The organism is Frigoribacterium sp. PhB160 (assembly GCF_003751785.1).
Taxonomy (GTDB): domain Bacteria; phylum Actinomycetota; class Actinomycetes; order Actinomycetales; family Microbacteriaceae; genus Frigoribacterium.
The window spans coordinates 843,499-865,441 of the sequence record NZ_RKIE01000001.1 but is presented as its reverse complement, the minus strand read 5'-3'; the positions used below and the strand labels follow the sequence as shown (position 1 = coordinate 865,441).

12 protein-coding genes, 1 tRNA gene and 1 other RNA gene are annotated in these 21,943 nt (G+C 75.9%); 6 read left to right on the top strand and 8 right to left on the bottom strand.

Annotation, left to right across the window (positions count from 1 at the left end; genetic code table 11):
- Positions 1 to 74: 74 nt before the first annotated feature.
- The gene (locus EDF38_RS15830; RefSeq protein ID WP_158613313.1) at positions 75 to 11,195 is read right to left on the bottom strand and encodes a hypothetical protein; all 11,121 of its coding nucleotides are present in this window, start codon (positions 11,193 to 11,195) and stop codon (positions 75 to 77) included.
- Positions 11,196 to 11,665: 470 nt separating this feature from the next.
- Positions 11,666 to 11,762, bottom strand: an RNA gene (gene ffs, locus EDF38_RS04090) — signal recognition particle sRNA small type.
- Between the two features lie 55 nt (positions 11,763 to 11,817).
- Between ffs and EDF38_RS04085 the strand changes: the two genes are divergently transcribed.
- Complete coding sequence (locus tag EDF38_RS04085; RefSeq protein WP_123354097.1) at positions 11,818 to 12,498, top strand: SDR family oxidoreductase; 681 nt, start codon at positions 11,818 to 11,820, stop codon at positions 12,496 to 12,498.
- Positions 12,499 to 12,607: 109 nt separating this feature from the next.
- Here EDF38_RS04085 and EDF38_RS04080 read toward each other — a convergent pair whose 3' ends face one another.
- Together EDF38_RS04080 and pta are read right to left on the bottom strand one after the other, a co-directional pair.
- Complete coding sequence (locus EDF38_RS04080) at positions 12,608 to 13,801, bottom strand: acetate/propionate family kinase (protein WP_123354096.1); 1,194 nt, start codon at positions 13,799 to 13,801, stop codon at positions 12,608 to 12,610.
- A complete protein-coding gene (pta, locus tag EDF38_RS04075; RefSeq protein WP_123354095.1) occupies positions 13,798 to 15,993 on the bottom strand; it encodes a phosphate acetyltransferase in 2,196 nt (731 codons plus the stop codon). The genes EDF38_RS04080 and pta overlap by 4 nt, the downstream gene beginning before the upstream one ends.
- A gap of 98 nt (positions 15,994 to 16,091) precedes the next feature.
- Between pta and EDF38_RS04070 the strand changes: the two genes are divergently transcribed.
- Positions 16,092 to 16,289, top strand: a complete 198-nt coding sequence (locus EDF38_RS04070) for an antitoxin VbhA family protein (RefSeq protein WP_123354094.1) — start codon at positions 16,092 to 16,094, stop codon at positions 16,287 to 16,289.
- Between the two features lie 10 nt (positions 16,290 to 16,299).
- Positions 16,300 to 16,905, top strand: coding sequence for a Fic family protein (locus tag EDF38_RS04065; RefSeq protein WP_123354093.1), 606 nt, complete (start codon positions 16,300 to 16,302; stop codon positions 16,903 to 16,905).
- Here EDF38_RS04065 and EDF38_RS04060 read toward each other — a convergent pair.
- Complete coding sequence (locus EDF38_RS04060; RefSeq protein WP_123354092.1) at positions 16,896 to 17,114, bottom strand: hypothetical protein; 219 nt, start codon at positions 17,112 to 17,114, stop codon at positions 16,896 to 16,898. The two genes, EDF38_RS04065 and EDF38_RS04060, sit on opposite strands and share 10 nt — an antisense overlap.
- A gap of 30 nt (positions 17,115 to 17,144) precedes the next feature.
- On the opposite strand from EDF38_RS04060, the gene EDF38_RS04055 reads away from it, so the two are divergent.
- Complete coding sequence (locus tag EDF38_RS04055) at positions 17,145 to 17,636, top strand: GNAT family N-acetyltransferase (RefSeq protein ID WP_123354091.1); 492 nt, start codon at positions 17,145 to 17,147, stop codon at positions 17,634 to 17,636.
- A 118-nt stretch (positions 17,637 to 17,754) separates the two neighbouring features.
- Here EDF38_RS04055 and EDF38_RS04050 read toward each other — a convergent pair.
- Positions 17,755 to 17,839: transfer RNA gene (locus tag EDF38_RS04050), tRNA-Ser, on the bottom strand.
- A 115-nt stretch (positions 17,840 to 17,954) separates the two neighbouring features.
- Here EDF38_RS04050 and EDF38_RS04045 point away from each other — a divergent pair.
- Positions 17,955 to 18,326: an RNA-binding S4 domain-containing protein gene (locus EDF38_RS04045; RefSeq protein ID WP_123354090.1), complete on the top strand. Its 372-nt coding sequence runs from the start codon at positions 17,955 to 17,957 to the stop codon at positions 18,324 to 18,326.
- 155 nt (positions 18,327 to 18,481) lie between these two features.
- On the top strand, positions 18,482 to 19,144 hold the full coding sequence (locus EDF38_RS04040) for a hypothetical protein (protein WP_123354089.1): 663 nt from the start codon (positions 18,482 to 18,484) through the stop codon (positions 19,142 to 19,144).
- 46 nt (positions 19,145 to 19,190) lie between these two features.
- On the opposite strand, the gene EDF38_RS04035 is transcribed toward EDF38_RS04040, so the two are convergent.
- A complete protein-coding gene (locus EDF38_RS04035; RefSeq protein WP_123354088.1) occupies positions 19,191 to 21,128 on the bottom strand; it encodes a helicase HerA-like domain-containing protein in 1,938 nt (645 codons plus the stop codon).
- On the bottom strand, positions 21,125 to 21,865 hold the full coding sequence (locus tag EDF38_RS04030) for a phosphatase PAP2 family protein (RefSeq protein ID WP_123354087.1): 741 nt from the start codon (positions 21,863 to 21,865) through the stop codon (positions 21,125 to 21,127). The genes EDF38_RS04035 and EDF38_RS04030 overlap by 4 nt, the downstream gene beginning before the upstream one ends.
- Between the last annotated feature and the right edge of the window lie 78 nt (positions 21,866 to 21,943).

Below are 21,943 nucleotides of genomic sequence, written 5' to 3'. Positions count from 1 at the left end.
CCGCGCACGGGGCGCGGGGGTCGTCGTTCGTCGTGGCCCGACCCGACCCGAACGGGGCGGGACACGACCCGGTGCTACGGCTTCCTCGTCCTGAGCCGCCGGCGCAGTCGGCCCGCCGTGAGCAGACCGAGGCCGAGCAGGAGGATGCCGGCACCGGCGGACGCCCACCCGAGGGCGTCCGATCCGGTGTAGGCGAGGCCGGACGGCCCCGCCTGGGTCGGGGCGGGCAGCACCTGGCCGGGCTGGCCGGCGAGGCCCGGGAAGCCGGGCGCTCCGGGGAGCGGCCCTGCACCGGGCGTGCCAGGCGTGCCAGGCGTGCCGGGCGTGCCAGGCGTGCCGGGCGTGCCGGGCGTGCCAGGCGTGCCAGGCGTGCCAGGCGTGCCGGGCGTGCCAGGCGTGCCAGGCGTGCCAGGCGTGCCAGGCGTGCCGGGGTCACCAGGCGTGCCGGGGTCGCCGGGCGTGCCCGGGTCGTCCGGGTCGCCCGGGGTGACCGGTCCGCCGTCGACGCCCACGACCGAGAAGCCGACCGTGACGGGGTCGGTCGTCGCGCCGTCGATCGCCTCGGCCGCGGTGACGACGTGCTCGCCCACGGCCACGCCGGTCCAGGTGACCGACCAGGCGCCGGTCGTCGCGTCGGCCACGACCGTCCGGGCGTCGCCGCCGTCGAGGAGGACCGTGACGGTCGCCCCCGGCTGCGCCGTGCCCGACGTCGTGACGACGGCCGTGCCGTCGGCGTCGGCGACGAACTGCGACCCGGCCACCGGCGCCGTGATCACGACGGGGGCGAGGTCGGCGACCACGAAGTCGCCGGCGACGGAGACGGTCGTGCCGTCGATCGTCTGGCTCGCGGTCGTCGGGTAGTCGCCCAGCACCAGCGAGCGGAACAGGATCCGCCAGCGGCCGTCCGCGCCGACCACGACGGTCTGCGTGGCGGTCCCGGCGGTCACCGTGACGACCGCGCCCGGCTGGCCGGTGCCGCCGACCCAGACGTCCTCCGCGCCGTCGCCGTCGAGGTCGAGCACGAGCTCGCCGGGGGCGGGCTCGGTGATCGACAGGGTGCCGGCGGGCACGGCGGGGGCGACGGAGAAGGCGACGGTCTCGGGGACCGACACCGCGCCTCCCACGGCCTGGGTGACGAGCAGGGAGTGCGAGCCCGAGCGGACCCCCTCGAGGGAGACGGTCCAGGTGCCGTCGGCGCCGATCGTCAGGGTGCGCGTCGTGCCGCCGTCGAGCGACAGCGAGAGCACCGCGCCCGGCTGGCCCGTGCCCCGCACGGCGACGTCGGCCCGGCCGGAGGTGCCGCCCGGGTAGACGGCGCCCGGCGCCGGGGTCGTGACGCGGAGGGGCGCGACGGCGGCCTGCGCGGCCACGGTGACCGGCACGCTCACGCTGCCGACCACGACGCCGCCGACGGCCTGGTCCACCACGACGACCTGCTCGCCCACGGGCACGCCCGGGACGGTCGCGACCCAGCCGCCGTCGTCGCCGACGGTGACGGTGACGGCGCGTCCGCCGCCGAGGTCGACGGTCACCACGGCGCCGGGCTCGCCCGAGCCGCGGACGGCCAGGTCGACCGTGCCGTCGCCGTCGTCGTCGACCACCACCTGCTGCGGGGCGGGCGAGGTGACGCGCAGCGGCGCGACGGGGACGGCGGGCGCCGGGTCGACGACGAACCGCACGTCGACCGGGGCGGTGAGGCCGCCCGCGACCGTCTGGCGGACCGAGACGACGTGCACGCCCGGGGCGACCGTGACGGGGAGCTGCCAGGCCCCCTGGGCGTTCGCCCGCGTGGTGACGGTCTCGCCCGAGTCGAGCGTGACCGAGACCTCGGCGCCCGGCTCGGCCTGGCCCCGCACGACGACCGGGGCGGTGCCCGAGGCGTCGGCGGCGAAACGCTGGTCGGGGCGCGGGGAGGTGACCGTCAGCGAGTCGGCCACGTCGACCGAGAAGCCGGAGGTGGCCGGGGCCGAGACGACCCCGCCGACGACCTGCGTGGCGCGGAGGGCGTGGTCGCCCACCGCGACGTCGCGGAACGTCGTCGACCAGCGGCCGTCGGAGCCGGCGCGGACGACCACCGACGCGCGGCCGTCGAGCACGACGGTGACCGCGGCGCCGGGCTGCGCCCGGCCCGAGACCGTGACCGGCGTCGTGGAGGCGCTGGTCGCGACGAGCACGCCGCTGCCGTCGGCCGGGGCCTCCAGCGTGACGGGCGCGGCGGTGACGACGTCGACCGCGCGGGTGACCGGGGCCGAGGTCACCGCGCCGAGGCGCTGCGTGACCGAGGCGACGTAGCGCCCGGCCGGGAGGTCGCGGAACACGGTCGACCAGGCGCCCGTGCGGGCGTCGGAGGTCACCGTGGCCGTGCGGCCGGCACCGAGGTCGATCGTCACGGCGACGCCCGGCTGGGCGGTGCCGGAGACGGTCAGGTCGGTGCGGGCGTCGGGCCCGCCGAGGGTGATCGTCGTGCCGGCGGCCGGCTGGCGGATCACCACGGGGGCGGCGACCACGACCCTCAGGGGCTGCTCGACGGCGGGCGTGGTGCCGGCGGGCACGGTCTCGGTGACGCCGACCGTGTAGCTGCCGGGCCCGACCCCGGGCACCGACACCGTGAAGGTGCCGTCGCCCCGGACCGTGCCGGTGCCGGTGAGGCCGCCGCCGAGGTCGACCGTGACGGTCGCTCCCGGCTCGGCGGTGCCCGTGACGACCACCGCGGTGGTCGACCCGCTGGTCGGCACCGTGACGGCCGAGCCGCTCGGCGGCGACAGGACGACCACGGGGGCCGCCACGGCCACGGTGACCGTCGAGGTCACGGGCGCCGAGGTGGTGCCGTCGACCGACTGGCGGACGGTGACCGTCGCGGGGCCGGTGGGGACGCCTCCGAACGTGGTGGTCCACGTGCCGCCGGGGCCGACCGGGAGGTCGACCGAACGGCCGTCGGAGAGCTGCACCGTCACGACGGCGCCGGGCTGGGCCCGACCGGTGACGACGAGGTCGGCGACGTCGCCGACGGCCAGGACGACCACGCGGGTGCCGTCGACCGGCGCACGGAGCACGACCGGCTGCGCGGCCACGACCTCGAGGGGCCGGGTGACGGGGTCGCCCGTGAGGCCGCCCCGCACCTGGGTCACGGTGATCGTGCGGTCGCCGACCGGCACGCCGGGGACCACGACCGACCAGGCGCCCGTCGTCGCGTCGGCCGTGGTGGTGGCCGAGAGGCCGCCGCCGAGGTCGACCGTGACGGTCGCGCCGGGGGCCGCGGTGCCCGTGACCGTGACCGGCGCGGTGCGCGACGGGTCGGCGGTCGTGACGGGCTCGCCCGCGACGGGGTCGGTGATCGTCACGGCGGGCAGGGCCGCCACGACGAGCCGCTGCGAGAGCGACGGCGAAGTGCGCCCGTCGACGGTCTGCGTCACGGTGATCAGGTACTCCCCCACCGCGAGGCGGTCGAGGACGACCGACCAGGCGCCCGACTCGGGCACCCGCACGGTGCGGAACAGGCCGCCGCCGAGGTCGACGCGGACGATGGCGCCGACCTGGGCCGTGCCCGAGACCGTCACCGGGACGGTGTCGTCGCGGTCGGCCACCGTGATCACGAGGCCCGGGTCGGGCGCCGAGACGACCAGCGGGGCGGCCACGCCGACGCTGAAGGTGCTCGTCACCGCGGCGGAGGTCGCCCCGGCGAGCTGCTGCGAGACGGTCGCCGTGTACGAGCCGACCGGCAGGTCGTCGAACGTCGACGTCCACGCGCCGCCCGTCCCCGCCGTCGTCGTCGCGACCCGGCCGCCGCCGAGGTCGACGCGGACGGTCGCTCCCGGCTCGGCCGTGCCGGAGACGACGACGTCGGTGCGGTCGTCGGCCGTGAGGACCGGCACGACCGCGCCCGCCCGCGGCGAGCCCACGACGACGGGAGCCGCCGCCCGGACCCGGAGGGGCTGCGTGACCGGCGAGGTGGTGACCGCGCCGAACTGCTGCACGACCGAGACCACCTGCTCGCCGACGGGCACGCCGAGGACCGTGGTCGACCAGAGGCCGGTCCGCGGGTCGGCCGTCGTCGTGGCGGTGCGGCCGCCGAGCGAGACCGTGACGGTCGCCCCCGGGCGGGCGCTGCCGGCGACGGGCACGTCGGCGGTCGCGGCGGCGTCGATCACGACGATCGTCGTGCCGGGCCGCGGGGCCGTCAGGGCGACGCCGACCGAGACCACGACGTCGAAGTCGCGGACCACGGGCGTGGTCGTCCCGCCGGTGACCGTCTGGGTGGCGGTCGCCGTGTAGTCGCCGACCCCGAGGGCCGGCACGGTGGCCGACCAGGTGCCGTCGGCGCCCACCGTCGTGCGGACCGTGGTCGTCTCGTCGCCCGTGAGGACGACCGCGACGGCGGCGCCGGGCTGGCCGCGGCCGGTCAGCACCACGTCGGTGCTGCCCGCGGCGGTCGGGACGGTGAACGAGCTGCCCTCGGGCGGGGTGGTGACGGTCAGGGCGGCCGCGACGACCACCGAGAGGTCCACGGCGACCGGCGACGACGTGCGGCCGTCGATCGTCTGGGTGACCTCCGCGGCGACGTCCCCGACGGCGACGCCCGGGACGGTGACCGTCCAGAGGCCGTCGTCGTCCGCCTCGTCGGTCGCGGTGGTCCCGTCGCCGAGGACGACGGTCACCGTGGCGCCGGGCTCCGCCGTGCCCGAGAAGACCAGCGGCGTCGTGTCGCCGGTCGCGGGCAGGGCGACCACCGTGCCGTCCGCGGGGGCGGCGACCACGAGGGCGGCGCCGTCACGGACGGTCAGGCGCTGCGACACGACGTCGGAGGTCGCGCCTCCCACCGTCTGCCGCGCCGCGACGACGTACTCGCCGGCCGGCACGGCCGCGAAGGTCGTCCGCCACGTGCCGTCGGACCCGACGTCGACGGTCGAGCTGCGACCGTCGCCGAGGGTGACGGCGACGGACGCGAGCGCCTGCGCCCGGCCCGCGACGACGACGTCGGTCGTGCCGGCCGGGTCGGGCAGCACGATGACCCGGCCGGGCGCCGTGAGGGTCAGGTCGTCGGCGGGCGCCACCGTGAGGCCCTGGGTGACGGGAGCCGACACGGTGCCGCCGACCGCCTGCGTGACGCTCAGCACGGCGGTGCCGACGGGCACGCGGGTCACGACGACGGACCAGGCGCCGTCGCCGTTCGCGGTCGTGGGCACGCTCCGGCCGCCGATCGAGACGGTCAGCGGCGCGCGCGGCTCGGCGGTGCCCGAGACGGTCACGTCGGCCGTGGCCTCGTCGTCGACGACGACGATCGTGGCGCCGGGGGTCGGCGAGCCGATGCGCACCGCGTCGGCGGCGACGACCGAGAGGCCGGACGTGACGGGCGTCGACGACGCGCCGCCCACCGTCTGGGAGGCGCGGATCGCGTAGTCGTCGACGCCCACCCCCTCGAAGACGGCCGTCCAGACCCCGGCAGGGCTCGAGCGCACCGTCGTGGTGCGGCCCGGCGCGAGCGCGACGAGGACGTCGACCGAGGCGGCCGACCGGCCGGACACGGTGACGGTCGTCGTCGACGCGGGGTCGGCGAGGCGGAGCACCGTGCCGTCGCTCGGCGTGTCGATCGACACGGCGGCGGCGGACTCGACGACGAAGAGCTGCGTGAGCGCCGGCGACGTCGTGCCGCCGATCGACTGGGTCACGCTGAGCTCGTGGCGCCCGACGGGCACCCTCGGCACCGAGACGGTCCAGACGCCGTCGACGGCGGTCGTCGAGACGACCCGGTCGTCGCCGAGGTCGACCCGGACGCGGGCGCCGGGCTCGGCCGTGCCGGTCACCGTGACGGTGGTCGTGGCGAGCGCGTCGGGCACCGTGACCACGGCCCCGGGCGCCGGGGCGTCGACGTCGAGGGGCGCGGCGGCGCGGACGACGAGGTCGACCGTGGCGGGCGCGGAGGTCGTGCCGCCGACCGACTGGGTCACCGAGACGACGTGCGGGGCGGTGCTCACGCCGACGCCGGGGAGGGAGACCGCCCACGAGCCGGAGACCGGGTCGACCGTCGCGGGGACGGGAGCGCCGCCGTCGATCGTCACGGAGACCGTGGCGCGGGGGTCGGCGGTGCCGGCGACGGGCACGGTCACGGTCGCCGCCGGGTCGGCGACGACCACCGGCACGTCGACCTGCGGCGCCGTCACCTCGACGGCCCGCGCGGCCTCCACCACGACGACGCGCGTCGTCGCCGGCGAGGGGCTGCCGTCGATCAGCTGCGTGACGGACGCCGTCGAGGTGCCGGCGGCGAGTTCGACGGTGACGGACCACTCCCCCGTGACGGGGTCGCTGGTGTCGGTCGTGACCGGCACGCCGGGCCGGCCGAGGTCGACGGAGACGACGACGCCGGGCACGGCCGTGCCCGAGATGACGACGGGGGTCGTCACGACGGCGTCGGCCACGACCGAGACGTCGCCGACGGCAGGCGTCCTGACGACGACGGGCGGTGCCGCCTCGATCGTGACGACCTGGGTGACCGGCAACGAGGTCGAGCCGCCGACGGTCTGGGTGACCGAGATCGTGCGGCCGCCGACGCCGAGCTCGTCGAACTCCACGGTCCATCTCCCGGTGACGCCGTCGGCACGGACGGTGTCGGTGACGCCGTCGCCGAGGTCGACGCGGACGAGGGCGCCGGGCTCGGCGGTGCCCCGCACGGTGAGGTCGGTCGTGGCGGTCGCGCTCGGCACGAGCACGACGTCGCCCGGCTCGGGGGCCTCGATGACGGCGGCGGTCGCGGCGCGCACCGAGAAGGCGCGCTCGGCGGTGGTCTGCGTCGTCGTGCCGACGACCTGCGTCGCCGTGGCGACGTGGTCGCCGTCGGCCACGGAGGGCAGCAGCCAGCTCCACGCGCCGACGCCGTCGGCGACGGTCGACCCGACGACCACGCCGTCCAGGCGGACGGTCACGGGGGCGAGGCCCTGGGCCGTGCCCTGCAGCAGGACGTCCTGCGTGACGACCGGGCCGGCCACGACGTACTCGGTGCCCTGCGTCGGGCTGTCGATGAGCACGTCGTCGGCCTCGACGACGACGAACCGGCGCGTCTCGGCGGCCGACGGGGTCGACCCGGGGACGGCCTGGGTGACGGTGGCGGTCCGCTGGCCGAGGGGGACGCCGCTCAGCGAGGTCGACCAGAGGCCGTCCTCGCCGGCGGTGGCCGTGGCCCGCGCGGTGACGCCGCCGACGACGACGGTGACGACCGCGCCGGGCGCGGCCGTGCCGGAGAACGGCACGGTCGCCGTGGGCGCGTCGTCGCCGTCGCCGGTCACGGCGATCTCCTGGCCCTCGGTCGGCGAGACGACGTCCAGGGCCTCCGAGGCGTCGACGCTGAAGGCGACCTGCGGGGCCGGCAGGGTGAGCCCGCCCTGCCGCTGCGAGGCGCCGAGCGTGTAGTCGCCCGGCCCGACGAGGTCGAAGGCGACGGTCCACGCGCCGTCGACGACGGGCGCCGTCGCGGTGCGGGTCGCGCCCGTGCCGTCGGCGAGGACGACGCGCACCTCGGGGTCCGCGCCCGAGCCCGAGACGGCCGTGCCGCTCACCGTGACCGAGCGCGTGCCGTCCGCGTCCGAGACGAGGTACCGCGTGCCGGCGGCGGGCGTCTGGATGACGACGTCGCCTCCGACCGCGACGACGACGACGCGGGACTCGTCGGCGTCGGCCGACGTGCCGTTGATCGACTGCGAGGCGGAGACGACGTAGGAGCCGACCGGGACGCCGGGGACCGAGACCGTCCACGTGCCCGAGACGGGCACGACGACGTCGGCCGCGCGGTCGTCGCCCACGGCCACCGTCACGACGGCGCCGGGCTGGCCGGTGCCGGTCACGACGACGGGCGTCGTGCCGCCGGTGCCGGCGACGTAGTAGACCTGCAGGTCGTCCCCGGGACGGGTGATGACCACGGGGGCGCCGGCGGCGACGACGAGGCCCTGGCTGACGATCGGCGACGTCACGCCGCCCACGGTCTGCGTGGCGCCCAGCGTGTAGCGGTCGACGGCCACGCCGGTGATCGTCGCCGTCCAGTCGCCGGTGACGGCGTCCGCGGTCGTCGAGGCGAGCAGCGTGCCGCCCAGGCCGACGTCGACGCGGGCGCCGGGGTCGGCCGTGCCGGTGACGACGACGTCGACGACGTCGTCCGCGCCGGCGACCGTGACGGTCGCGTCGACCGCGGGGGTCGTGATGACGAGGGGCTGGCCCGCGACCACCGCGATCGGTCGCGTCTGCGCCGGGGAGGTCGTCCCGCCGACGGTCTGCGTGGCCGAGATCGTCCGGCCGCCGACCGGCACGCCGGTGAACGAGACCGACCAGGTGCCGTCGGTGGCCGTCACGGTGCGGGGGGCGACGCCCGTGCCGAGCGAGACCGTGACGGACGCGCCGACCGCGGCGGTGCCGCTGACCGGCACCGTGGTCGTCGAGCCCGCCGTGGGCACGCGGTAGGAGGCGCCGGCGTCGGGGGCGAGGATCGCCAGCGGCGCCGCGGCGCGCACGACGAGCGGCTGCGTGACCGGGGTCGACGTGACGCCGGCGACGGTCTGGGTGACGCTGACGGTGCGGTCCGCGCCGACCGGGACGGCGGCGAAGGTCACCGACCAGGCGCCGGCGCCGGAGGCGGTCGTGGTCGCCACGAGGCCGCCGCCGAGGTCGACGCGCACGGGCGCGTCGCGGTCGGCGGTGCCGCTGACGGTGACGGGGGTGGTCGACGACGGGTCGGCGAGCACGAAGGGCACGGCGGGGTCGGGCGACGTGATGACGACGGCGTCGGCGGCCGTGACGGTGACGTCGGTGGTCTGCGGGGCGCTGGTGGCGCCTCCCACGGTCTGGCGGGCGCTGATCGGGTACGACCCGGGGCCGACGGCCGTGAAGGTCGTCGACCAGGCGCCGCCGCCGCTGACGGTGGCCTCCTGCGTGCGGCCGCCGAGGGCGACCGCCACGACGGCGCCGGGCTGGCCGGTGCCGGCGACGACGACGTCCTGGCCGGAGGACGCGTCGGGCACCCGGTAGGTCGTGCCGGGAGCGGGGCTCGTCAGGGCGAGGGCGGCGCCGGCCGCGACGCGGAAGCCGCGCGTGACGACGGCCGAGGTGTCGCCGCCGAGGGACTGGGTGGCGGAGGCGGTGTACGAGCCGACCGGGACGTCGGCGATGGTCGTCGTCCAGCCTCCGTCGGTGCCGACCAGGGCGCTGCCGGTGCGGCCGCCGCCGAGCGAGACGGCCACGGTGGCGCCGGGCGTGGCGCGGCCCGAGACCGTGACGGGGGTGGTCGAGGTGCCGTCGAGGACGGTGAAGACGCGGTCGGCGACCGGGTCGGTGATCGTGAGGGGCTGCTGCGTGACGACGGTGAACCCGCGCGTGGCGGTCGCGGTGACCTGTCCGCCGACGAGCTGCGTGACGGCGGCGGCGTAGGTGCCCGCGGGCACGGCGGCGACCGCGACGCTCCAGGCGCCGGCGGCCCCGACCACGCCGGTGGCCGGGGCGACGCCCGGCACCTCGACGCGGACGGTGGCGCCGGGCTCGCCGGTGCCGGTGAGGGTCACCGTGCGGGTGGCGCCGGCGGTCGGGACGACGAACTGCTGGCCCTCGGTGGGCGTGGCGACCGTGAGCCCGACGAAGGGCACGGCGCGCACGGTCGACGTCGCGAGGTCGACGCGGGCGGCGAGGATCGCCGGCAGCACGCGGAGGCTGACGGCGTGGACGCTCGTCGAGCCGGCGTCGGTGCCGCGGGCGTCGCGGAAGCCGACGCCGTCCTGGGCGTTGATCGTCACGGTCACGAGCTGGCGGAGGAGCGTCGTGAGGGGGGCGAGCGTCGTGATCGTCGCGCCGGTGACCGCCTTGACGGCGGTCGTCGTGGCGGCGAGGCCGCTGCCGGTCAGCAGCGGGCGGTACACGTCGCCGACGAGGGGGAGGAGGGTGCTCGTGACGACGCCCCTGACGGCTCCGGTGAGGAGGCCGCCGGTGAGCGTCGTGAGGAGCCCGGTGCCGCCGACCGTGACGGCGCTGGCCTGGGTGGTGCCGTCGAGCAGCGCGCCGAGGGTGGTCTTCACCTGCACCGTGAGCGACTCGCGCACGGCCGCGCCGAGGACCACCGGGACCGCCACGCCGACCTTGAGGTCGACCGTCACGGCCGTGGCGCGGACGGCCGCGTCGATCGCCGTCGTCAGGCCCGTCGGCAGCTGGTTCGTGAGGATGTCGGTGATGCCGTCCGTGATCGCCGTCACCTGGGCCGGGTTCAGCAGGTCGGTGTTCGGCTCGAGCCCGTCGAGCGCGCCGAGGTCGACGACGACCTGGCCGGAGCTCGGCGTGATCGTCACGGGGCCCGAGGTGAGCGGCTTTGCCAGCTGGGCGGTGACGGTCGACCTGAGGTCGACGGTGACGGTGGTCGAGACGGTCGGCGTCTCGACGACGACGAGGCCGAGGCCGTTCACGGCGCGCAGGGTCGACTCGAGCGGGCCGCGGACGCCGGCGACGGCGCGGTCGAGCGCCCCGGCCTGGCCCGTGAGGCCGTTGATGCCGTCGCTCGTGCCGGTCACCGTCGCCTGGAGCGACGAGGTGAGGGCGGAGACGGCCGGGCTCGTCATCGTGTAGCGGGCCCCGGCGACCTGGTAGGCGGTCGACGTGGTCGCGCCGCCGGCGGTGCGGGTCTCGGTGATGGACGACGAGAGCGCGCCGAGGCCGAGCTCGACGTCGCTGAGGACGCCGGCCGTGGCGGGCACGGAGCTGAGCAGGGGCTTCAGGTCGAGCGTGGCGCCCGTGCCGGGCGCGCCGCTGCTCACCGCGATCGCGCCGTCGGCGCCGATGGCGCCCGCGCTGGCGGTGGCGCCGGTGGGCGTCGAGCTGGCGTACTGGCCGGCGACGCCGAGGGTGAGGATGCCGTTGCCGCCGAGGAGGCGGACGCTGCCGAGGCCGACGTCCAGCGCGTTGACGACGGCGAGGTCGAGGCCGGGGCGGACGACCCCGAGCGAGCCGGAGGCGCCGGTCGCCGAGTAGGCCCCGCGGAGGGCGGCCACGTCGTCGAGGGCCACGATCCCGCTGCCGCTGAGCAGGGACGCCTCGGCCTCGGCGAGGTCGGTCGTCGCGGCCTGGGCCGGCACGACGGCGAGCGCCCCGACGAGCGCGGTGAGCGCGGCGGTCGCCGCGATCTTGAGCCCGAGGGCCCCTCCGTGGATGCGACGCCCGCGGGTGTCGTCCGTGGTCACATGACCTCGCATGTGCCTGCCTCTTCCTGGCGGGACGTGCCCGCCGCCTGATCCTGAGGACCCCCCGCTGGTGAGGCGGGGGGCGTCCTGCGTGTGTTCAGTTGTCGTGTGATCGGTGCTGTGGTGCTCGGTGCTGTGGTGCTGCTGTGGCGGTGCGGTGCTGCTGCGGTGCCGTCCCGTCGCCGATGAGCCCGCGGGCACGACGGAGGGGCGGACGTCCTACCGCCGGTGGCGGGAGGGCGTTCGCCCGGTGCTGCTGACGTGCCGGGGTGAGGGGCTCATCGTCCTGATCCTTGACGCTCGGGCGGCATCGGCGCCGCTCTCGGGTGTCCGACGGTGGTGGGTCGTCGGGCGGCACGGTGGTGAGTCGTGCAGGCGGTGGTGCTCCGCCGTGGCGCCATCCTATGCACAGATGACGATCCGTCACAGCCCGGGCGGACCCCACGAACAGGGGTCACGGCGGGGGCAAAAGGAAAGACCCCTCACGCACCTGCCAGAGCCCGGTTGCCCTTGCTGCATCTCTGCCCTGGGGGAGTTGGCCTGGATGGCACCACGTGAGGAGCCGCTGACGAGTTTAGCGGCTCCTGAGCGTGCTCGTCGACACGGGGCGTTCGATGGGGGCATGAGAATCGTCATCGCCGGAGGGCACGGCAAGATCGCCCAGCTCCTCGAACGCCGACTCGCCGACGCCGGGCACGACCCCGTCGGCATCGTGCGCAACCCCGACCACACGTCCGACCTCGAGGCCGCCGGCGCCCGCGCGCTGGTGCTCGACCTCGAGCAGACCGACGTCGAGACCCTCGCGGGGCACCTCGACGGCGCCGACGCGGTCGTCTTCGCCGCCGGCGGCGGAGGCGGCAGCGGAGCCGAGCGCAAGCTCACCATCGACCGCGACGGCGCGATCCTGCTCGCCGACGCCGCCGAGGCGGCCGGCGTGCCGCGCTACGTCATGGTCTCCGCCATCGGCACCGACGACTTCGACCCCGAGGCGGCGCAGCTGCCCGCCGAGGACGACGACGCCGTCTACCAGGTCTACCTGCGCGCGAAGAGCGAGGCCGACGCCGACCTCCGGGGCCGCGACGGCCTCGAGTGGACGATCGTCCGCCCGGGCGGCCTCACCGACGACGCGGGCACCGGCCAGGTGGCCGTCGGCACGACCGTCGAGCGCGGCACGATCCCCCGGGCCGACGTGGCCGAGATCATCGCCACGGCGATCACCGAGGGCACGGCCGTCCGGACGCAGTTCGAGGCCGTGTCGGGCGACGTCCCCGTCTCGGACGCGCTGGCGACCATCAAGTACTGATCCGCGCCTCCCCCGGTCACCGGGGCGGGCACGACGGGAGAGGGCCCCGGAGGCGCGACCTGCGCCTCCGGGGCCCTCGTGCGTCGGCCATGTGGTCGGCCGCCGTCCCTCAGCTCAGCGCTGCCGCCTGGCGAGCGATCTCGAGCTCCTCGTCGGTCGGCACGACGAGCACGGCCACCGGCGCCCCCTCGGGCGAGATGAAGCGGGCCGCGCGGCTCGCGAGCTCGTTGCGGTCGTCGTCGACCCGGATGCCCAGCACCTCGAGCCCCGCCAGCGTGCGGCGACGCAGCAGGGCGTTGTTCTCGCCCACGCCCGCCGTGAACACGACGGCGTCGAGGCCACCGAGCTGCGCGACGTACGCGCCGACGTAGTGCCGGATGCGGTGGCGGTACACGGCGAGCGCCGCCTCCGACACGGCGTCGCCGCGCGAGGCGCTGTCCTGCACGTCGCGCATGTCGCCGCTGCCGGTGAGGCCGAGCAGGCCGCTGCCCTTGTTGAGCAGCGTCTCGAGCTCGTCGAAGCCGAGACCGGCCTCGCGGTGCAGGTGGAAGACGGCGGCCGGGTCGATGTCGCCCGAGCGGGTGCCCATGACGAGCCCCTCGAGCGGCGTCATGCCCATGCTCGTGTCGATCGAGCGCCCGCCGTCGATCGCCGCCGCCGACGCCCCGTTGCCGAGGTGCAGCACGATGGTCTTCAGCTCGGCGAGCGGACGCCCGAGGAACTCGGCGGTCTTCTCCGAGACGTACTTGTGCGACGTGCCGTGGAAGCCGTACCGCCGCACCTGGTGCTTCTTCGCGAGCTCGGCGTCGATGGCGTAGGTGTAGGCCGCCGGCGCGAGGGTCTGGTGGAAGGCCGTGTCGAAGACGGCGACGTGCAGCACGTCGGGGAAGGCCTCGCGGGCCGCGCGGATGCCCTGCAGGTTGGCGGGGTTGTGCAGCGGCGCGAGGGCGGAGAGCCGGTCGATCGCCGCCTCGACCTCGCTCGTGACGACCGTCGCGCGGTCGAACTCCTCGCCGCCGTGCACGACGCGGTGGCCGACGGCGATCGGCGGGTACTCGTCGAACGAGGGCCCCTGCGCGCGGAACGCGGCGAGCATGACCTCGAAGCCGGCGCCGTGGTCGGCGATCGCGGCCGAGTCGTTGCTCGTCTCGTCGCCGGTCACGTGGTTGCGGTGCCGGGCCGAGCCGACGGCCTCCCCGATGCGCTCGACGAGGCCGCTCGCCAGCGTGGTCTCGCCGTCGAGCTCGATCAGCTGGTACTTGAACGACGACGAGCCGGAGTTGACGACGAGGACTGCGCTCACGGGGTGTTCCCTTCGGTGGTGGACGAGGAGGCGGGGGTCGCGGGGGCGGGCTGGGCGGCGCTCTCCGGGGCGGCCGGGACGCGCGCCTCCGGTGCGGGGGTGCCCGCCTGGATGGCGGTGATCGCGACCGTGTTGACGATGTCGCTGACGAGGGCGCCCCGTGAGAGGTCGTTGATCGGCTTGCGGAGGCCCTGGAGGATCGGCCCGATCGCGACCGCCCCCGCGCTCCGCTGCACGGCCTTGTAGGTGTTGTTGCCCGTGTTGAGGTCGGGGAAGATGAACACCGTCGCCCGCCCCGCGACCTCCGAGTCGGGCATCTTCGCCGCGGCGACCGTGGGGTCGGCGGCCGCGTCGTACTGGATCGGCCCCTCGACGAGCAGGTCGGGTCGGCGGTCGCGCACGAGCGCGGTGGCCGTGCGCACCTTCTCGACGTCGGCGCCCGACCCGCTGTCGCCCGTGCTGTAGCTGAGCATCGCGACGCGGGGCTCGATGCCGAACTGCTCGGCGGTCTGCGCCGACGAGATCGCGATGTCGGCGAGCTGCTCGGCGGTCGGGTCGGGGATGACGGCGCAGTCGCCGTAGACGAGCACCCGGTCGGCGAGCGCCATGAGGAAGACGCTCGACACGACGCCGACGTCGGGCAGGGTCTTGATGACCTCGAACGCCGGGCGGATGGTGTGCGCGGTCGTGTGGGCGGCGCCGGAGACCATGCCGTCGGCGAGGCCGAGCTTGACCATCATCGTGCCGAAGTACGAGACGTCGGTGACGGTGTCCATCGCCATCGAGGCCGAGATGCCCTTGTGGGCGCGGAGCTTCGCGTACTCGGTCGCGAACTGCACCTGGAGGCTCGGGTCGAACGGGTCGAGGACGCGCGCGGCCGAGAGGTCGAGGCCGAGCTCGGTGCCCCGGGCGCGGATGGCCGTCTCGTCGCCGAGCAGGGTGAGCCGGGCGACCTGGCGCTGGAGCAGCGACGAGGCGGCCCGCAGCACGCGGTCGTCGCCGCCCTCGGGCAGGACGATGTGCTTCGCCGCGCCGCGGGCCCGCTCGAGCAGCTGGTACTCGAACATCAGCGGCGTCACGACTCCCGACGGGCTGACCTGCAGGAGGCGCAGCAGCTCGGCGCCGTCGACGTGGCGCTCGAAGAGCGAGAGCGCGAGGTCGTACTTGCGGGGCGAGTCCGCGGCGAGGCGGCCGCGCGTCTGCGTGATGGCGAGGGCGGTGTCGTAGGTGCCGAGCTCGTTGTGCGCGATCGGCAGCGTGCTGCCGAGCCCCTCGAGCAGCCGCTCGACCTGCGGGGCGAGCGCGAAGCCGCCGTTGAGCACGATGCCGGCGAGGGAGGGGAACGTGTCGGAGGCGTGCGCCAGCACGGTCGCGACGAGCACGTCGGAGCGGTCGCCCGGCACGACGACGATCGCGCCCTCGGTGAGGCGGGGCAGCACGTTCTCCATCGACATGGCGGCGACCACGACGCCGACGGCCTCGCGGTCGAGCAGGGCCTCTTCTCCGCTGACGAGGGTCGCGCCCGTCGCGGCGAGGACGGCCCGGACGGTGGGGGCGACGAGCAGGCGGTCCTCCGGGATCGCCCAGACGGGCACGAGTCCGCTCGGCGACGACTGCAGGGCCTGGCCCACGCCGGCGACGACCTCGCCGAGCAGCTCGGGGTCGGCCCGGTTGACGACCACGCCGAGGAGGCTCGCGTGCTCGCTGCGGAGCTCGGCCGTCGTGACCTCGGCGACCTGCCGCATGTCGGCGCCGGTGCGGGCCGCCTGGCCGTCGGCGGTGCGGCCGCCGAGCACGAGCAGCACCGGGGCGCCGAGGTTCGCCGCCACGCGGGCGTTGAACGAGAGCTCGGTGGGGCTGCCGACGTCGGTGTAGTCGGAGCCGATGACGACGACCGCGTCGCACTGCCGCTCGACGGCGGCGAACCGGCTGACGATGGTCGCGAGGGCCGCGTCGGGGTCGGAGTGCACGTCGTCGTAGTCGACGCCGACGCACTCGTCGTAGTCGAGGTCGACCCCGTCGTGGGCGAGGAGCAGCTCGAGCACGTAGTCGCGCTCGTCGGTCGAGCGCGCGACGGGGCGGAAGACGCCGACGCGGCCGAGCTCGTGGCTCAGCGTGTCGAGCACGCCGAGCGCGACGGTGGACTTGCCGGTGTGGCCTTCTGCGGACGTGATGTAGATGCGGGTCGACACGACTCCCAGCCTACGACCGGCGGGCTCCGAGCCGCCGGTGAGCGGGCACCCCGAGACCGGCCCTGCGACGGGCCCGCGCGGCGTCGTACGATGGGCGCATGCCTCCCGCCCGCAAGGCCCGAACGGCGAGCTTCCGCCGTGACGACGCCCTCGCGCGCGCCCTCGCGTCGACCCGGCTCGAGGGCGGCACGCTCTCGCCCGAGCAGCAGGCGCTCATCGCCGCTTACCAGGCGGGCGACATCACGGCCGACGACGTGGCGGACCAGACGGTGACCGCCGCCCGCGCGCCGCGCTGACCGGCGCCCGGTGGCCGACGACCCGTACCTGTGGCCGGGCACCACCGTGCTCGTGAACGCCTTCGACATCCGCGACGCCGACGAGCTGCGCCACGTCGAGGACGAGCTCGCGGGCACCGTCCTGGCCCTGCTCGACGCGGTCGAGCTGCCCGACGAGTACGGCCGCGACCTGCTGTGCAAGATCCACTCGACCGTCTTCGGCCTCGTCTACCCCTGGGCGGGCCAGCTCCGCACCGTGGGCATCGAGAAGGGCGACGGCGGGGGCTTCACCCCGCCGGAGCACCTCGAGGAGGCACTGGACGCCTTCGAGCACGAGCTCGCCGCCGCGCCCGTCGGCCAGCCGCGCGCCGCGTTCGTCCGCCTGCTCGCCGGCCTCTACCGCGACCTCAACCACGTGCACCCGTTCCGCGAGGGCAACGGGCGGGCGCAGCGCGCCTTCTGGGACCTCTGGTGCCACGAGGAGGGCTGGCACGTCGACTGGGCGGCCGTCACCAAGGAGGAGAACGACGCGGCGTGCCGCCTCGGCGACCGGGGCGACCTGCGGCCCCTCGTCGCGATGTTCGACCGCGTGCTCGGGCCCGACTCCCGCCCGGGGCCGCACGCGACTCAGGAGTAGTCGTGCTGGGCGACGCCGGTCGAGCGGTAGACGAAGCCGGTGTCGGCGGTGCTGTCCGTGTCGAGCTCCCAGTTGACGTCGTCGCCCTGGGACCCGGGGCGGACGAGGCTCTTCTGCGGCAGGCCGTCGATGAGGGTCAGCTCCTCGGTGGAGGCCTCGGCGCCGTCGTCGCCGATGAAGGATGCGGTGTAGGTGCTGTCGTCGCTCATGCCCGCACGGTACGCCCCTAGGCTCGTCGCATGCTCATCCGCACCGCGACCGAGGCCGACCTGCCGGGAGTGCTCGAGATCCACGCCGACGCCGTCGCGAACTCGACCGCGATCTGGACCGACGTGGTGCCCGACCTCGAGGGACGCCGGGCCTGGCTGGCCGCGCACGGCGTGCCCGGCACGACCGCGATCGTGGCCGTCGAGGGCGACCTGGTCGTCGGCTACGGCAGCGTCGGGCCGTTCCACGCGAAGGACGGCTACCGCCACACCGTCGAGGACAGCGTCTACGTGCGCCCGGGCCACCAGGGCGCCGGCATCGGACGAGCCCTGCTGGGGGCGCTGGTCGCCTTCTCGAGGGAGGCCGGCCACCACGTCGTGGTCGCCCTCGTCGAGGCGGGCAACGAGGGCTCGGTGCGCCTCCACCGCTCGCTCGGCTTCGAGGACGCGGGCCTGCTGCGCGAGGTCGGCACGAAGTACGGCCGCTGGCTCGACCTCCGCTACCTCACCCTCCACCTCCCCTGACCCGGGCGGCGGCGCCCCCGCCGCCAGGCCGCAGCGGTGAAGCCCGCTGCCGGCGCCGAGAGGCGCCAGACCAGCACGACGACGAATGGCCCTCCCGTGAGGGAAGGCCATTCGGTCGCGGAGGATAGGGGATTCGAACCCCTGAGGGCTTTCACCCAACACGCTTTCCAAGCGTGCGCCATAGGCCACTAGGCGAATCCTCCTGAGGTGCGCTGGCTTCCCGGCGCACGACCTCGTCAATGGTAGCGGACGACGGACGCCCGTGCGGACGCCCTCGGACGAGCGGTCGGCCGCCGCCCCGCGACGTACGATCGTCGGATGGACTCCCCCGCCTCCTGCCGCGTCGACGCCTGGCTGTGGGCGGTGCGCGTGGTGAAGACGCGCTCGGCGGCGACCGCGGCCTGCCGCGCGGGTCACGTGCGCGTCGGCGGCGAGCGGGTCAAGGCGGCGCAGGCGGTCCGCCCCGGCGACGAGGTGCGGGTGCGGCTGGGCGGCGTCGAGCGCGTCCTGGTCGTCCGGCAGTGCATCGTGAAGCGGGTCGGCGCCCCGGCGGCGGCGCTGGCCGCGGACGACCTGACGCCCCCTCCCCCGCCGCGAGAGGAGGTCGCGGCCGTGCCCGTCCGCGAGCGCGGCGCGGGTCGTCCGACGAAGCGCGAGCGACGCGACCTCGAGAAGCTCCGCGACCGCTGACGGCCCGGCGGCCCGCCCCCGCACTGGGGCATCGCGGACCGGACAGGATCGTCCGGCGGGCGCTCTCGATCACCTAGGCTCGACCCCGACGACAGGCTGCCGGGGTGGCGGTCCCCTCCGGTGGGGAGGGACGTCGTGACTGCCGAGGGGGCGGGATGACGTTGGACGTGCCACGCGACGAGGCCGGGTACGAGGCCGACGTCGAGCTGGTCGACGCGGTCGACGAGGTCGTCGTCCTGCCCCGCCCGTCCCTCGCCCGCAGCGCCACCCTCACCGCGATCGCGAGCCTCGCGCCCGTCGCGGCACTCCTCCTCTGGCTGACCCACGACACCGGCGACTGGCCCGCCGTGCTCTGGGTCGCCGACGTCGTGATCGTCATCGGCCTCGTCGCCTACTGGCGCTACCGCGTCTCGTCGACGGTCGTGTCGCCGACGGAGTTCGTCAAGCGCGGCTGGCTGCCGGGCTTCGTCCGCCTGCGCCGCGACCGCATCGCCGCGCTCGTGCTCGTCCGCACGTACCTCAGCCACTCGACCGAGACGGTGCCGCAGCTGTACGCCACCGACGCCTCCGGCGCACGCCTGTTCCGCATGCGCGGCACGTACTGGTCGGAGGAGGCCGTGGCCCGCGTGGTCGAGGCCCTCGACGTGCCGACGACGCGCGTCGCCAAGCCGCTCACGCCGCGCGAGTTCCACCGCGAGCACCCCGCGGCCCGCTACTGGTACGAGGGCAGGCCGTGGCTGAGCGGCCCCGTCGTCGTCGGTCTCTTCGCCGCGGCGACGGGCGGCCTCGTGCTGCTCTACGGCGTGCTGGCGGGCTGACGACCCGCCGGGTCGCGGCCCCGGCCCGACGCGGCCCGGCTCGTCCCTACCGGCGTCGCAGCGTCCCGAAGATGCCCTTGACGACCTCGCGCACGATCGCCTTGCCGGCGCTCGAGCCGAGCACGTCGCCGATCACCCCGCCGGCACCCGTGCCGCTCGCGCCGCCCGACCGCGACGAGGAGGCGCGGGTCGACCCCGAGCGCCGCGCCCGCGCCGAGGCGGCCGCCTTCTCCGCCCGCTCGAAGTCCCTCTGCTGACGCTCGTACTCGGCCTGCGCGGCCTTCCGTTCCTTCTCGGCCCCCTTCTGGGCCGCGGCGTCCGCGCGCTCCCGGGCCGCCGCCTCCTTCAGCTGGGCGTCGACGGTCGCCTGCCGGGCCGTCGCCTCGGTCAGCTCGCGCTGCGCCAGGGCCGCGGCCTCGAGCTTGCGGGCGAGGATCTCGCGGGCCGAGTCGCGGTCGACCGCGGCCCCGTAGACGGCCTGCAGCGGCGAGGCGTCGACGGTCGCCTGCATGACGTCGGCCGGCGTCGGCGACATCGAGCCCCGGGGGGCCCGGAGGCGCGTCCAGGCGACCGGGCTGGGGGCGCCGCGCTCGTCCATGACCGTCACGACCGCCTCCCCGGTGGCGAGGGTCGTGAGCACGGCACCGAGGTCGTACTCGCTCGTCGGGTAGGTCGAGACGGTCGCCCGCAGCGCCTTGGCGTCGTCGGGCGTGAAGGCGCGCAGCTGGTGCTGCACCCGCGAGCCGAGCTGGGCGAGCACGGCGGACGGGACGTCCTTCGGGGTCTGCGTGACGAAGACGATGCCGACGCCCTTCGAGCGGATCAGGCGCACCGTCTGGGTGATCTGCGCGAGGAACTCCTTCGACGCGTCGGTGAAGAGCAGGTGCGCCTCGTCGAAGAAGAAGACGAGCTTCGGCGCCGCGAGGTCGCCGACCTCGGGCAGGTCGTTGTAGAGGTCGGCCAGCAGCCACATCAGGAAGGTCGAGAAGAGGGCCGGGCGGTCCTGCACGCCCGGCACCTCGAGCAGGCTGACGACGCCCCGGCCGTCCGCGGCCTGACGGAGGAAGACGGCGGTGTCGATCTCGGGCTCGCCGAAGAACTGGTCGGCCCCCTGGTCGGCGAACGTGATCAGCTCGCGGAGGATGACGCCGACGGTCGCCTTGCTCAGCCCGCCCAGGTCGTCGAGCTCGGCCTTGCCGTCGTCGCTCGTCAGCCAGGTCAGCACGCTCCGCAGGTCGGCGAGGTCGAGCAGTGGCAGGCCCGCCCGCTCGGCGTAGTGGAAGACCAGGCCGAGGCTCGACTCCTGCGTGTCGTTGAGGCCGAGCACCTTGCTGAGCAGCAGCGAGCCGAAGCCGCTCACCGTGGCGCGGACGGGCACGCCGGTGCCCACGCCGCCGAGCGCGAAGTACTCGGTCGGGGCGGCGGCGGGGGTCCAGTCCTGGCCGATGCCGCGCGTGCGGGCGAGCAGTTTCTCGGAGGGCTCGCCCGCGGTCGCGATGCCCGAGAGGTCGCCCTTGACGTCGGCGGCGAACACGGGCACCCCGGCGGCGGAGAGCTGTTCGGCGAGCACCTGCAGGGTCTTCGTCTTGCCCGTGCCGGTCGCACCCGCGACCAGGCCGTGGCGGTTGAGCATCGCGAGCGGGATCCGCACCGGCACGTCCGCGAGCGCCTCGCCGTTGACGAGCGCGCCGATCTCGAGCGCGGGCCCGGCGAAGGCGTAGCCCGCACGGACGGCCTCGACGGCCTCCCCCGACAGGGGCCCCGAGGAGGCGCGGGGCGGCTCGGCCGGAGCGCTCGCCTCGTGCTCGGCACGGCTCGTCGCCTCCTGCTCGGCGGTGCTCGCCGCCTCCCGCTCGGCCGCCTCGGCGGCGTCGGCGAGCTGCTGCGCCCGGGCGAGCGCCGCCTCCGCGTCCTGCTTCGCCTTCTCGGCGGCGGCGACCGCCGCGGCGGCCTCCGCCCTGGCCTGCTCGAGCGCGTCGGTCATGCGGTCAGCCTAGGCACGGCGTCGCGGCGCTGCCAGAGCCAGCCGCGGCCCCGTGCCCGTTCCTGCTCGTCGAGGAGGCGGTGGGCGACCGGGGCCCAGAGCACGACCGCGACGCCCGCCCCGATCAGCAGGCCCCCGACGGTGTCGGTGAGCCAGTGGGCCCCGAGGTAGGTGCGGCTCAGCAGCATGAGGATCGTGTAGGCGACCCCCGCCGCCCAGATCCACGCGCGCCGGAGGACGACCCCGAGCACGACGGCCATCGTGGCCGCGTTCGCCGTGTGGCCGGAGGGGAACGAGCCGTAGTCGCTGACGACGAGGATCTCCGCCGGCCGCGCCCGGCCGAACAGGTGCTTGACGACCTGCACGACGCCCGCGCTCGCCGCGCAGGCGGCGATCCAGTAGCCGGCCGCCCAGGGCCGACGTCGCAGCACGAGCAGCAGGGCGACGCCGAGCGGCACGACGAACACGCCGATCAGGCCCGCTCCCACGACGTTGAAGACGAGGGCGGGCGCCTCCCAGAACGGGCTGCGGTGCTCGACGAGCTCGCCCATGAAGTCCTCGTCGACGGCGATGCTGCCGGCGCGGGCCGTGATGACGACGCCGAGCAGCAGCACCACGCCGATCGCGCCGAGGGCGCTGAACACCCACCAGCGGCGCTGCACCCGTCGGGCGACGCGCTCCTCCGCCGGGGTCGGCGGCTTGGGGCCGGCGGGCGGGCGGTGCGGCGTCGAGGTCATCACCAGACCGTACCCGGCGGGGAGGGGGTCGGCGCCGGTGCCGGCGGAGCGGCGGCGGTCCGGGGCCGGCGGCGGTGC